The following is a 13,049-nucleotide window of genomic DNA, read 5'->3' on the forward strand; positions in this document are numbered from 1 at the left end:
TATCGAACACGAAGGACGGCATGTGACCACCGACGCTTCCGCCACGGCAGCCCGTCGACCCGGTGAGCAGGCGCTCACCGCGCTCGGCCTGGGCGCGCCCGCCCTCGACCCCGCCGACACCTCCGCCCACACCTTTCCGGGTGGCGGCCGCTGGCGCACCGAGGTCCCTTCGTGCGAGGGTCCCGAAGCGCTGGCCGTCATCCTCAAGGAGGCCTCGCGCCTCGACGTGCCGATCCACCGGATCAGCCAGGGCAGCGGCGTGTGGATGCTGACCGACGCCGAGATCACCGAGATGGTCGACGCCACCGGCGAGCGCGACATCGAGCTCTGCCTCTTCACCGGGCCGCGCGGCACCTGGGACATCGGCGGCTCGACCCGCACCGACTCCCGGGGCGGCGGGCTGCGCGCCCGCGGCCACGACGCCGTCGCCGGGTGCGTCGAGGACGCCGTCCGGGCGACGGAACTGGGCGTCAAGTGCCTGCTCGTCGCCGACGAGGGCGTGCTGTGGACGCTGCACCGCGCCCGGGCCGCCGGCCTCATCCCGGCCGACACCACGCTGAAGGTGTCGGCGCTCATCGGCCCCGTGAACCCCGCGGCGTACGCGGTGTACGAGCAGCTCGGCGCCGACTCGATCAACGTGCCCAGTGACCTCACCCTGGACCACCTGACCGAGATCCGCCGGGTGTCCGGCGCCCCCATGGACATGTACATCGAGGCCCCCGACGATCTCGGCGGGTACATCCGGATGTACGAGGTCGCCGAGCTGATCCGGCGCGGCGCACCGCTCTATCTCAAGTTCGGCCTGTCCAAGGCCCCGGGCATCTACCCGTACGGCCACCACATGCGGGACCTGACCCTCTCCACGGCCCGCGAACGGGTGCGGCGCGGCCGGCTCGCCCTCGACCTTCTCGCACGTCACGGCGCGGACGGCGACATGGCGCCGCTCGGCTCGCGCCTGCCGGGTGAACTGAAGCGGTTTGACATCCAGTCATAACGTTCCGGAAACCCCGCTTCACAGAAGCCGACACAGGCGCGCAGAATCCCACACACCGCTTCTTCACTTCTCTTCTTCCCGGCGTCGCTCCGGGAGCGGCCGTCGCACCGCGATACCGACCCCTGCACACACATCAAGGATGATGATCATGCGCAACCGTAGAGTCTCCCTCGCCGCCATAGCCGGAGCGGCCTCTCTCGCCCTGACCCTGTCCGCCTGCGGCCAGAGCGGCGAGGGCGGCAGCAAGGACGAGGGCTCGGACAGCGCCAAGGGCGGGACCATCGGTATCGCGATGCCGACCAAGTCCTCCGAGCGCTGGATCTCCGACGGCGCCAACGTCGTCAAGGACCTCGAGGCCAAGGGCTACAAGACCAAGCTGGTCTACGGCGAGGACGACCCCGACCAGCAGGTCTCGCAGATCGAGAACCTGATCACGCAGGGTGTCAAGGCGCTGATCGTCGCGGCGATCGACAACAAGTCGCTCAACAACGTGCTCCAGCAGGCCGCCGACGCGAAGATCCCGGTCATCTCCTACGACCGGCTGATCCTGGGCACGAAGAACGTCGACTACTACGCGTCCTTCGACAACACCAAGGTCGGCGAGCTGCAGGCCAACTACATCGTCGACAAGCTCGGCCTGAAGTCCGGCAAGGGCCCGTTCAACATCGAGCTGTTCGCCGGCTCGAACGACGACAACAACACGAAGTACTTCTTCAACGGCGCGATGAGCGTGCTCCAGCCGTACATCGACAGCAAGAAGCTCGTCGTCCAGTCCGGCCAGACCGGCCTCACCCAGGTCACCACCCTGCGCTGGGACGGCGCGACCGCGCAGAAGCGCATGGACGACATCCTCACCAAGTCGTACGGCAGCAAGAAGGTCGACGCGGTCCTCTCGCCGTACGACGGCATCTCCATCGGCATCCTGTCGGCGCTGAAGTCGGACGACTACGGCTCCGCGAGCAAGCCGCTGCCGGTCCTCACCGGCCAGGACGCCGAGCTGGCCTCGGTGAAGTCGATCATCGCGGGCGGCCAGACCCAGACCGTCTACAAGGACCTCCGTGAGCTGGCCAAGGTCGCCACGACCATGGTCGACGACGTCCTCAACGGCAAGAAGCCCGAGACGAACGACACCAAGACGTACGACAACGGCACCAAGGTCGTCCCCGCCTACCTGCTCCAGCCGGTGAGCGTGGACAAGACCAACTACGAGAAGGTCCTCGTCGAGGGCGGCTACTACACGGCCGACCAGCTCAAGTAAGCGTCGACCCTCAAGGATTGGAAGGCACGACCATGGCGGGACCCGTCCTGGAAATGCGCTCGATCGTCAAGACCTTTCCCGGTGTGAAGGCGCTGTCGGACGTCACTCTGACCGTCCGCCAGGGCGAGGTCCATGCCATCTGCGGTGAGAACGGCGCCGGGAAGTCCACCCTGATGAAGGTGCTCTCCGGCGTCCATCCGCACGGCACGTACGAGGGCGAGATCCTGTTCGAGGGAGAGACCGTCTCCTTCAAGGACATCCGGGCCAGTGAGCAGCGCGGCATCGTCATCATCCACCAGGAGCTGGCGCTGGTGCCGTACCTCTCCCTGGCGGAGAACATCTTCCTCGGCAACGAGCACGCCACGCGCGGGCTGATCAACTGGAACGACACCCTGCGGCACGCCTCCGAGCTGCTGCGCCGGGTCGGTCTGAGCGATCACCCCGAGACCCGCGTCGCCGACATCGGCGTGGGCAAGCAGCAGCTCGTGGAGATCGCGAAGGCGCTCTCGAAGAAGGTGAAGCTGCTCATCCTGGATGAGCCGACCGCGGCCCTCAACGACGAGGACAGCGACAAACTCCTCGATCTCATCCTGGAGTTGAAGAACCAGGGCATCACCTCGATCATCATCTCCCACAAACTCAACGAGATCCGCAAGGTCGCGGACTCGGTGACGATCATTCGCGACGGGCAGTCCATCGAGACGCTCGACGTGAAGTCGGCGGAGACGACCGAGGACCGGATCATCAGCGGCATGGTCGGCCGCGACCTGGACAACCGCTTCCCCGAGCGCACCCCGCACGAGGCGGAGTCGGGCGCCGCCCCGGCCCTGGAGATCCGCGGCTGGACCGTGCACCACCCGATCGACCAGCAGCGCAAGGTCGTCGACGACGTGTCGGTCCATGTGCGGCGCGGGGAGATCGTCGGCATCGCGGGCCTGATGGGCGCCGGACGCACCGAGCTCGCGATGAGCGTCTTCGGGCGCTCCTACGGCCGGCACGCGGGCGGCACCGTCCTCAAGGACGGCAAGGAGATCCGCACGAAGACCGTCGCGGAGGCGGTCGACCACGGGATCGCCTACGTCACGGAGGACCGCAAGCACTACGGCCTCAACCTCATCGACACGATCAACCGCAACATCTCGCTGACCGCGCTGGGCAAGGTGGCCCGGCGGGGGATCGTCGACGAGCACGAGGAGCGGCAGGTCTCCGAGGGCTACCGCAAGTCCATGAACATCAAGGCGCCGACCGTCTTCGAGCCGGTGGGCAAGCTGTCCGGCGGCAACCAGCAGAAGGTCGTCCTCAGCAAGTGGATCTTCGCAGGTCCGGACGTGCTGATCCTGGACGAGCCCACGCGCGGTATCGACGTCGGCGCCAAGTACGAGATCTACACGGTCATCGACCAGCTGGCCGCCCAGGGCAAGGCGGTCGTCTTCATCTCCTCCGAGCTGCCCGAACTGCTCGGTATGTGCGACCGCATCTACACCATGGCCGCCGGGCGGCTCACGGGTGAGTTCCCGCGGGCCGAGGCCACGCAGGAAGTGCTGATGCGTCAGATGACGAAGGACAAAGAGGTAACGCGATGAGCACCGAAGTGACCGACAAGATGCCGGCGGCCGCACCACCGGGCAAGGGCGACGGCGGAGGCGGCGCGAACCTGGTGCAGCTGGTCCTCGACGGCCTGCGCCGCAACATGCGCCAGTACGGCATGCTGATCGCGCTCGGCCTGATCGTCGCGCTCTTCGCCGTCTGGACCGAGGGCGACCTGCTGCTGCCGCGCAACGTCTCCAACCTGGTCCTCCAGAACAGCTACGTGCTGATCCTCGCGATCGGCATGATGCTGGTGATCATCGCGGGCCACATCGACCTGTCGGTCGGTTCACTGACGGCGTTCATCGGCGCGTTCGCGGCCGTGCTGACGGTGCAGCACGACGTCTCGTGGCCCGTCGCGGTGGTGCTGTGCCTGATCGTGGGCGCGGTCGCGGGATCGGTGCAGGGCTTCTTCATCGCGTATCTCGGCATACCCTCGTTCATCGTCACCCTCGCCGGCATGCTGATCTTCCGCGGCATGACGGAGATCTTCCTGGAGGGCCAGACCCTCGGTCCGTTCCCGGACGGTCTGCAGAAGATGGGCAACGGCTTCCTCCCGGAGGTCGGACCGACCACGAACTACCACAACATCACCCTGCTGCTGGGCCTCGCCGTGATCGTCATGGTGGTCCTCCAGGAGGTGCGCGACCGCAAGCGCCAGCAGGAGTTCTCGCTGGACGTCGTGCCGCGCAACCTGTTCCTGCTGAAGCTCGTCGCCATCGTCGCCGCGGTGCTCACCGTCACGATGCTGCTCGCCAGCTACAAGGGCGCGCCGATCATCCTGCTGGTCCTGGGCGCGCTGGTGGTCGGCTACGGCTACGTCATGCGCAACGCCGTCTTCGGCCGTCACATCTACGCGATCGGCGGCAACCTGCCGGCCGCGAAGCTGTCCGGCGTCAAGGACAAGAAGGTCACCTTCCTCGTCTTCCTGAACATGGGCGCGCTCGCGGCCCTGGCGGGTCTGGTGGTCGCGGCCCGGCTGAACGCGGCCGGTCCGAAGGCGGGTCTGAACTTCGAACTGGAGGCGATCGCCTCGGCGTTCATCGGTGGCGCGTCCATGAGCGGCGGCGTCGGCACCGTCCTCGGCGCGATCATCGGCGGTCTCGTCCTCGGCGTGCTGAACAACGGCATGAACCTGCTCGGCGTCGGCAGCGACTGGCAGCAGGTCATCAAGGGCCTGGCGCTGCTCGCCGCGGTCGGCTTCGACGTCTGGAACAAGCGCAAGTCCGGTTCCTGACCCGTCCGCGGCCCTGAAGGGTCCGCAGCTCAGGTGCAACACAGGCGCAGCGCAGGTCAGGAAGGGTCCCGCCGGGCACGGCGGGGCCCTTTCCGCTGCGCGCCGGGCACCGCGGTCTCGGCACCTTCACAGGTGGCCCACAAGTTCTCACCGATTCCTCAGCGATTGAACAGCGCCACCCACACCTTCGTATGTAAGGGCGGCCCGCGCTCCCCCGCGCGGGCCACCCAATGACGACGGGCCCGGTCGTCCCCGCCGGGTCCGCCCCATACGGAGGTTCCATGGCCGACAACGTCTCCTCGTTGTTCCGCAACACCGCGGCGCACAGTCCGTCGATGGCGGCGCTGACGCGAGAGGGCGGCGAGGGAGTCGGCCCGGTGGACTTCTGCATCCCCTGCAACCCCTACTTCCCCACCCCCGCCATGATGGACACCATGGCCGCGCGGCTGCGGGACATCATCACCTTCTACCCGAGCGGCGCCGACACGATCACGGCCGAACTGTGCAACCTGCTCCAGCTCCCGCCGCAGGCGGTGGCGATGGGCAACGGTTCGACCGAGCTGATCACCTGGATCGACCACCTGCTGGTCCGTGAGTCCCTCGCCGTCCCCGTCCCCACCTTCGGCCGCTGGACCGACCAGCCCATGGAGACCGGCAAGCGGGTCGACATGTTCCCGCTCCAGGAGTCCAGCGGCTTCGCCCTGGACCTCGCGCAGTACGCCGAGTTCATCCGGACCCGCGGCACCAAGGTCGCCGTCATCTGCAACCCGAACAACCCCGACGGCGGCTTCCTGCACAAGCACGCGCTCGTGCAGTTCATGGACGCGATGGCCGACCTGGACCTGATCGTCATCGACGAGTCCTTCCTGGAGTTCGCGGACGCGGAGCAGGAACCGAGCGTCGTGCAGGAGGCGATGATCCGGCCGAACGTCATCGTGCTGCGCAGCCTCGGCAAGAACTTCGGTCTGCACGGCATCCGGTTCGGCTACATGGTCTCCAACCCCTCGCTCGCCGGCCGGGTCCGCTCGATGCTGCCGAAGTGGAACCTCAACGCCTTCGCCGAGTACGTGGTGTTCATGCTGAAGGAGCACGGCCCCGAGTACGCGCAGAGCCTGATGCAGGTGCGCCGGGACCGTCTCGACATGGCGAGTCAGCTCAGCGCGCTGCCCGGGCTGACCGTCTACCCCTCCCAGGGGAACTTCCTCTTCGTGCGCCTTCCCGTCGGCGCCGAGGGCACCGTGGTCCGCGACCGGCTGCTCGCCGAGCACCGCATCCTGGTCCGCGAGTGCGGTAACAAGATCGGTTCGTCCAGCCGCTTCCTGCGGCTCGTGGTGCGCCCCCAGGTGGACGTTCGTCGCCTGGTGTCCGGCCTGGAACAGGTGCTCTACGGGACCAGGAGGGGAGCCGCCGTGCCCGAGCTGAGCAACGGGACCAGCTACAGCTCGGGCACGCCGGCGGTGGACCGGCTGGTCACCAACGGGGCCGGCATGCCGGGCCTCGCCGCTCAGGCCATGAGCGCCGCGATGCCGGGGCTGGTCGCGGCCGCCCCGGCCGCCGGCGCCCCGATGGCGATGCCCGCCCCGGCGATGGCGCAGCCCACGCCGTCCGACGGCGCCGGGATGCCGATGCCGGCCGCGGCACAGGTCTTCCCCCAGTCCGTGCCCGCGCAGGCCCCGGCCCCGGCGCCGGCTCCCACCCCCGTCCCGGCCGCGGCCCCGCCGATGGCCCCGGCCGCGATGGCGCCCGCCATGGCCCCCGCGGCGATGGCGCCCGCGATGGCTCCGGCCGCCCCGCCGCTGGGCCCGACCCCGCCCGGCGTCCCGGCCCGCGGCGGCCTCACGGCCGCCCAGGTCCGGGGCACCAACGGCCTCACCCCGGCCGCGGCCACCGGCTGGCCGAACGCCCAGAGCTGGCCGAACGCGGCGGGCATGGGACAGGCCGGATAGCCGCCCCGCACGACGACGCCCCGTCGGGCCCATGGCCTCACGGGGCGTCGCGCGTTCCACGCGGCACGGCCCGCGGGTCAGTAGGCGACCGGCCAACCGCTGCTCCAGTTCAGGAGGTTGATGCCGAGCTTGGGCGTGCCGCTGTCGTTGCCGTCGTAGTAGTGGTAGACGATCAGGTCGCCGTCGGTGTCGTGCAGGATCGACTGGCCGCCGGGGCCGATGACGCTGCCGTGCGACTCCAGGACGGGCGTGCCGCCGTTGGCGGTCATCGCGACGCCGCTCTTGTCGTAGTACGGCCCGGTGACGGAGGTGGCGCGGCCGACCTTGACCTTGTAGGTGGAGGAGGTGCCGGCGCAGCAGGTGTCGTAGGAGGCGAAGAGGTAGTAGAAGCCGTTCCGTTTGACGACGTACGGCGCCTCGACGGCCTTGGTCCCCGTGGGGCGGTCGGCGATCGAGCGCCGCGCGGTGTCGGACGCGAGCTGCTTGCCGGTGGACGGATCGATGCGGATCATCTTGATCCCCGTCCACCAACTCCCGAACGAAAGCCACCACTTGCCGTCGTCGTCCACGAAGAGGTTCGGGTCGATGGCGTTGTAGTCGCTGGACGTGGTGGAGGTGTAGACGGTGCCGTAGTCGGTCCAGGAGCCGGGGAGCCCGGTACGGGAACCGGCCAGTCCGATCGCGGACTTGTTGGATCCGAAGGTGGAGACGGCGTAGTACATCAGGTACTTGCCGCCCTGGTAGGAGATGTCGGGCGCCCAGGCCTCGGTGGTGCCGTAGGAGGACCACCAGGCCGGCCGCGTGGAGAAGGCGTCGGCGCCCGCGCCGAACGCGATGCGGTCGGTGGAGGTGCGGTAGGACAGGCCGCCGCCGGTCGCGTAGAGGAGGTAGCGGCCGGCCGAGGTGCGGATCATCGTCGGGTCGTGCACGACGGTGGAGCCGGTGACCGTCCCGGGGTTGGGGTACGCGGACGCGATGGACGGCACCAGGGCGAGCAGGACCGCCGCCGGGAGGGCGAGCAGCGCGGCCCTGCGGGAGGTGCGGGACGCGCGAGGCGCGCGGGGTGTACCGGACGCGCGGGAGGTGCGGGGTGTACCGGCCGTGCGGGGCGTGCGGGAGGTGCGGCTCATGCGGACGCTCCTTCAGTGGGGGTGACATTCGTGATGTCGAACAACAGTCGCGTCGTCGGACGGGACCGTAGAATCGAACCCCTTGCGCGTCAACGACCCGCACGCACACCCGAAAGTCTTCGAGAAACGGCACGCCGGGTCGCCACCCCCAGAGGGTCCCGCCCCTTCTGTCGACACTTGCCCGGCAAGTAGCTTGACGGCGCCTCATTTTGCCGAACTGACAGCCTGCCGACAGGAACCCTTCCTACGGTGTCGTGCCCATGACAGACACCTCAGATGCGCGCTCCTCCGTAGCGCGCCGTACCGTACTCGTCGCCTCGGGCGCGACCGCAGCGGCCCTGGCCGTAGGCGCCGCTGCCACGACCGAGGCCCCCACAGCCGATGCCGCCGACACCGCCCCCGTCGCCGCCGCGGCCGTCTGCACCCTCACGAAGGAGATGACCGAAGGCCCCTACTACCTCGACGGACAGTACGTCCGCGCCGACGTCACCGAGGGCAAGGCGGGCATCCCGCTGAAGCTGACCCTCACGGTCGTCGACGACGACACCTGCGTGCCCCTCTCCAACGCCCTCGTGGAGATCTGGCACGCCGACGCCCTCGGCGAGTACTCCGGATTCGTCGGCAACAACGGCCACAGCGAGCCGGACGACGGCACCTTCCTGCGCGGCGGCGTCCTGACGAACTCCGCCGGCGTCGCGTCCCTCACCACGATCTACCCCGGCTGGTACCGGGGCCGCTGCGTCCACATCCACGTCAAGGTGCACACGAACGTCACGCTGACCTCGGACGGCTCCTTCACCGGCGGCCAGGAACTCCACACCGGCCAGCTCTTCTTCAACGAGACGATCACGACGGCCGTCGCGAAGGTCTCTCCGTACTCGACCAACACGGTCACCCGCACCACCCTCGCCCAGGACTCCATCTACGACGAGGGAGGCGCCGCTTCGGGCCTGCTGACCCTGACGGCCCTGGGCAGCTCGACGTCCTCGGGGTACGCGGGAACGCTGACGCTCGGCGTCGAGAACTGACCCCGACGGCGCCCCGCACCCCCCGTACGACCCGCACCCCCCGTACGACCCGCAGTACCCGTACGACCGGCACTACTCGCCGTACCCGTACGACCCGTACGGCATGACCCTCCCCTGTTCGACTGGGCGTCACCGCAGCGGCGGTGGCGTCCAGTCGGCGTGCCGGAGGGCGGCCCGCAGGGTCGCTCCGGAGGGTGCCAGCCACAGGGCGCCGTCGCGGAGGGCCACGGCGAGGGGATGGGTCAGCCGGTGTCCCATCCGGCCGGCCTGGCGGGCGGCGCGCGCCACGGACCGGCTGCGCCTGCGGCGGACCGCGTCGTAGCGGCGCAGCGCGGCCGCGGTGGTGGGTCCGGTCGCGAGGCAGGAGGCCAGGACGGTCGCGTCCTCCAGCGCCTGACTGGCGCCCTGCCCGAGGTTCGGGGTCATGGCGTGGGCGGCGTCGCCGAGCAGCGCGACCCGGCCGACGGTGAACGACGGGAGCGGGGTGACCAGTTCGTGGATGTCGTGGTGCAGGACGTCCTGCGGCCGGGTCGCGGCCAGCAGGGCGGGGATCGGATCGTGCCAGCCCCGGAAGCGGCGGCGCATCTCGGCGAGGGGGTCGGTGTGTCTGACACCCGGCGGCGCGGTGAGCACCGCATGCCATTCGGCCCGTCCGTCGGCGAAGCGGAGGTGCCCGAACTCCGCGCCCCTGCCCCAGGTCAGCTCCAGATCGGGCAGGTCGTGGACCGGCTGCTCCACGACGGCGCGCAGGACCGTCGAGCCGCTGTAGACCGCTCCGGGGTGCCGGGGGAACAGTTCGGCGCGCAGCCGGCTGTCGACACCGTCGGCCGCGACGACGAGATCGGCGCCGTCGCCCGCGCCGCCGACGCCGGTCACCTCCACCCCGGTCCGCACGCACCCGGCGGGCAGCGCCTCGCGCAGGACGCGGTGCAGATCGGCACGGAGGACGCCGACGACGGGCGTCCCGAGCCGCCGCTCCAGCGCCGCGCCGTCCATCCGGGACAGCATGCGGCCGCCGGGGGTGAGGGTGCCGCCCGTGTACGCCGGCCGGACGGCGGCCCGTATCGCCTCGCCGACGCCGAGCGCGTCCAGCGCCCGCATCCCGTTGGCATGCAGGGAGATCCCCGCGCCCACGTCGGCGAAGGCCGGGGCGCGTTCGAGGACCGTCACGTCCCAGCCGATCCGGCGCAGCCCGATCGCCGCGGCCAGCCCGCCGATGCCTCCTCCGACGACCACCGCGCCGCGACTGCCGCCCATCCCCCACGCCCCCTCCGTCCGCCGGCCGGTGAGCCCGCGAGCCCACCGGGGACGGCACCGCGCGGGCCGGGTGCGCGGCCCACGCGGCGGGGTGTCCCGGGGATCGGGACCGGCTCACTTGGCCGGGCACACCTGCCAGGCCATGTGGTAGATCGTACTGAGGTCGCCGTCGGTCGAGTCCATGGTCATGAAGCTGACCTTGCTCGGCGACGACGTGCCCGCGTTCACCCGGAGTTCGGTGTTGATGTTGAAGTTGCGCTGGACTCCGCAGGGGGCCCAGACCAGTTGGGCCCAGTCGGTGCTGTCGGTCGCCTGCCAGCTGTCGTTGTAGGAGCCGCTGAAGTTGTGGTTCTTGAACACCGTCTGCGACGAGCCCTGGAAGTAGTACGAGGCCCGCTGCACGGCGGTCGCCCCGGACTGGAGCGAGGCGTAGCCGCGGTAGTCCGCCTTGGCGATGGCGTACGTGAAGCCCGAGGGGACGTGGACGACCAGGTTGAGCTGGCAGTTCTTGCGGAACGCCGTGGGGTTGGAGCCCCCGCCGACCTGGGCGAGGTAGTCGCTGTAGGTCACGGTGAAGGCGGTGTTGTCCTCGGAGACGGCGACGGCCGCCGTGCCCGCGGGACAGCCGGACCCGTTCACCGTGGCCACATCGATGACGATCTTGTCCGGAGGCGGGTTGTCGAACACGGGGGACGAGTTGTTCGCGGGTATCGCCGCGGTGATGAGCGCGGCGACCGCACCGCCCAGGAGCAGCCCACTTGCCATGGTCTCTGTCCTTCGTTCGGATCGGTGGGGGGTGGATGCGCGCCCGGCGCGGCACAGCAACTCTGTGCAGAACCAATGGAGTTGCTGTGAAGAACCGGGGCGATCGCATCGTAGGGAGAGCCGTGGGGCCCGCCCAGGCCGAACTCCGGCCATTCACCACGGCCCGTTCACACCCGGTCGCTCCGGGTCACGACACGGGCGGGGTGTCGCCCCTCCGGTCCGGCCGGCTCCACGGCGCAGACCCGGACGGGCCGCACCTGGAAAAGAGGGCACGTACGCGCCCGTCCGCTCGCCGGCACCGGAGCCCGCCACCCGTCACAGGCGGCGACATGGTGCCCGAACTCGCGTGGAAAGGAAGGCAGTCGACCGTTGCATCCCCAGGCCCCGCACGCTCACCGACGACTCGTACACCGGCGGCGAGGTCGTCCACACCGGCCGGCTCTTCTTCGACCCGGACGTCAACGAGGAGATCCAGGCCACCTCGCCGTACTCCGCGAACACCACCAGGGAGACGGCCCTCGCCGACGACGGCATCCACGACGACGGGGGCGCGGCCTCCGGCCTGCTCACCCTGACCGCCCTCGGCTCCAGCGTGTCCAGCGGCTACAAGGCGACGATCACCGTCGGCGTCGACTCCGCCTGATCACCCCGGCCCGGGACGGCGCCGGTCGCCGCGGTCCGCACGCGGTACCCGTGCGGGCCGCGGTCGCCACGCCGCCCCGGACCGTGCCCTAGTAGGTGTAGCTCAGACCCGACTTGTAGGGCGTGAGGGACCGCTGGCCCACGACCCCGCGGTAGGTGTACCAGCCCCACTTCTTGCACATGGTCTGGTAGCTGAGCGTGTTGTAGGCGCCGGCCCCCACCCGGACCCGCGGATAGATGACGTTGTCGCCCCAGTCGCCGCCGGCCGGACCGCTCGAGTACGCGTCCACCGCCCAGTACACGCCCACGACCGAACCGCCCGATGGACAGTTCCAACTGCCCAGGTTGACCCAGACGTTCCCACCGGTCCACGCGCTCGCGGGCGCCGCGGCGAGACCGACGACCCCGGCCGCCATCATCGTCCCCACGGCCCACAGCCGCGCCCTGCGCATGATCGACCTGCCCATGTGACCCTCCCCTTTCGCGCAGCCGGAGTCGCGCTTTTTCGCCATGTCGCTCCGGCAGGCCAGGATCGTGTCACGCGGTCGATCGCGCGCGCCCAGGGTTCTCCGAGACCCGATATTCGGAGATCTGTACTAATTCGCACTGGAGGGACGCCCGTCGGCCGCCCGGGATCGGAAAACTCCGCCGGCGGCCGCGACTTACGGGTTCTCCCAGGCCGCCGGTTCCTCGGCGAGCGCCTGGACCGGGCCCGGCAGCGCGTCCGCCGCGATGTCGGCGATGGTGACGCCCTCCAGGATCCGCCGCACGTTCGCCCGCAGCGCGATCCAGAGCGGGAGCAGGGGCTGCGCCGAGCCCGTGTACGTCAGGCCGGTCGGGCGTTCGCCGCGTACGGACACGATCGGGCCGTCCACCGCCCTGATCACGTCCGCGACCGTGATCGCCGCCGGGTCGCGGGCCAGCCGGTAGCCGCCGCCCCCGCCGCGCCGGCTGTCGACGATGCCACCGCGCCGCAGGTCGCCGAGGATCCCCTCGAGGAACTTGTGCGGAATGTCCTGCACGGCGGCGATCGACTCGGCCTTCACCGGGTCGCCGCCCTGCCGTACGGCGAGCTCCAGTACCGCCCGCACCGCGTAGTCCGCTCGTGCCGAGATCCTCATGCGCCCCATTGTGCCGTCAGCCGACGGCCGCCACGGGTGGGCGTGCCCCGGCGCCCGGCGCCGCACCGCTTCTGCCACGCCCGC

General features: G+C 70.1%; 11 protein-coding genes and 1 pseudogene. 7 read left to right on the forward strand and 5 right to left on the reverse strand.

Features of this window, described 5'->3' with window-relative positions; all coding sequences use genetic code 11:
• Positions 1 to 22: 22 nt before the first annotated feature.
• The 5 genes from J2X68_RS01600 to J2X68_RS01620 all read left to right on the forward strand — a co-directional run bounded on the left by J2X68_RS01600 (position 23) and on the right by J2X68_RS01620 (position 7,022).
• Entirely contained in the window at positions 23 to 994 is a 972-nt protein-coding gene (locus J2X68_RS01600) for a hypothetical protein (protein WP_310430570.1), read from the forward strand.
• A 148-nt stretch (positions 995 to 1,142) separates the two neighbouring features.
• The gene (gene chvE, locus J2X68_RS01605) at positions 1,143 to 2,252 is read left to right on the forward strand and encodes a multiple monosaccharide ABC transporter substrate-binding protein (RefSeq protein WP_310430571.1); all 1,110 of its coding nucleotides are present in this window, start codon (positions 1,143 to 1,145) and stop codon (positions 2,250 to 2,252) included.
• Positions 2,253 to 2,284: 32 nt separating this feature from the next.
• Positions 2,285 to 3,835 (forward strand): multiple monosaccharide ABC transporter ATP-binding protein, encoded by a 1,551-nt coding sequence (gene mmsA / locus J2X68_RS01610; protein ID WP_310430572.1) that lies wholly within the window; start codon positions 2,285 to 2,287, stop codon positions 3,833 to 3,835.
• Positions 3,832 to 5,076: a multiple monosaccharide ABC transporter permease gene (gene mmsB, locus J2X68_RS01615; protein WP_310430573.1), complete on the forward strand. Its 1,245-nt coding sequence runs from the start codon at positions 3,832 to 3,834 to the stop codon at positions 5,074 to 5,076. The genes mmsA and mmsB overlap by 4 nt, the downstream gene beginning before the upstream one ends.
• A gap of 281 nt (positions 5,077 to 5,357) precedes the next feature.
• The gene (locus J2X68_RS01620) at positions 5,358 to 7,022 is read left to right on the forward strand and encodes a histidinol-phosphate transaminase (RefSeq protein ID WP_310430574.1); all 1,665 of its coding nucleotides are present in this window, start codon (positions 5,358 to 5,360) and stop codon (positions 7,020 to 7,022) included.
• Between the two features lie 77 nt (positions 7,023 to 7,099).
• Here J2X68_RS01620 and J2X68_RS01625 read toward each other — a convergent pair whose 3' ends face one another.
• Positions 7,100 to 8,152 (reverse strand): arabinan endo-1,5-alpha-L-arabinosidase, encoded by a 1,053-nt coding sequence (locus tag J2X68_RS01625; protein WP_310430575.1) that lies wholly within the window; start codon positions 8,150 to 8,152, stop codon positions 7,100 to 7,102.
• 260 nt (positions 8,153 to 8,412) lie between these two features.
• Here J2X68_RS01625 and J2X68_RS01630 point away from each other — a divergent pair, with 260 nt between their 5' ends.
• Entirely contained in the window at positions 8,413 to 9,180 is a 768-nt protein-coding gene (locus J2X68_RS01630) for an intradiol ring-cleavage dioxygenase (protein ID WP_310430576.1), read from the forward strand.
• A 129-nt stretch (positions 9,181 to 9,309) separates the two neighbouring features.
• On the opposite strand, the gene J2X68_RS01635 is transcribed toward J2X68_RS01630, so the two are convergent.
• Both J2X68_RS01635 and J2X68_RS01640 read right to left on the reverse strand, forming a co-directional pair.
• Positions 9,310 to 10,437 carry an FAD-dependent monooxygenase gene (locus J2X68_RS01635; RefSeq protein WP_310430577.1) on the reverse strand — a complete coding sequence of 376 codons (1,128 nt, stop codon included), beginning with the start codon at positions 10,435 to 10,437 and terminating at the stop codon, positions 9,310 to 9,312.
• A 114-nt stretch (positions 10,438 to 10,551) separates the two neighbouring features.
• Positions 10,552 to 11,202 (reverse strand): DUF4360 domain-containing protein, encoded by a 651-nt coding sequence (locus tag J2X68_RS01640; protein WP_310430578.1) that lies wholly within the window; start codon positions 11,200 to 11,202, stop codon positions 10,552 to 10,554.
• A 388-nt stretch (positions 11,203 to 11,590) separates the two neighbouring features.
• Here J2X68_RS01640 and J2X68_RS01645 point away from each other — a divergent pair.
• Positions 11,591 to 11,845, forward strand: a pseudogene (locus tag J2X68_RS01645) (protocatechuate dioxygenase); the annotation flags it as partial.
• An 88-nt stretch (positions 11,846 to 11,933) separates the two neighbouring features.
• Here the strand turns inward: J2X68_RS01645 and J2X68_RS01650 are convergent.
• Both J2X68_RS01650 and J2X68_RS01655 read right to left on the reverse strand, forming a co-directional pair.
• Positions 11,934 to 12,311 (reverse strand): hypothetical protein, encoded by a 378-nt coding sequence (locus J2X68_RS01650; RefSeq protein ID WP_310430579.1) that lies wholly within the window; start codon positions 12,309 to 12,311, stop codon positions 11,934 to 11,936.
• A gap of 195 nt (positions 12,312 to 12,506) precedes the next feature.
• Entirely contained in the window at positions 12,507 to 12,965 is a 459-nt protein-coding gene (locus tag J2X68_RS01655; protein ID WP_054238157.1) for an Rrf2 family transcriptional regulator, read from the reverse strand.
• Between the last annotated feature and the right edge of the window lie 84 nt (positions 12,966 to 13,049).

Source organism: Streptomyces sp. 3330, assembly GCF_031456635.1.
Taxonomy (GTDB): Bacteria; Actinomycetota; Actinomycetes; order Streptomycetales; family Streptomycetaceae; genus Streptomyces.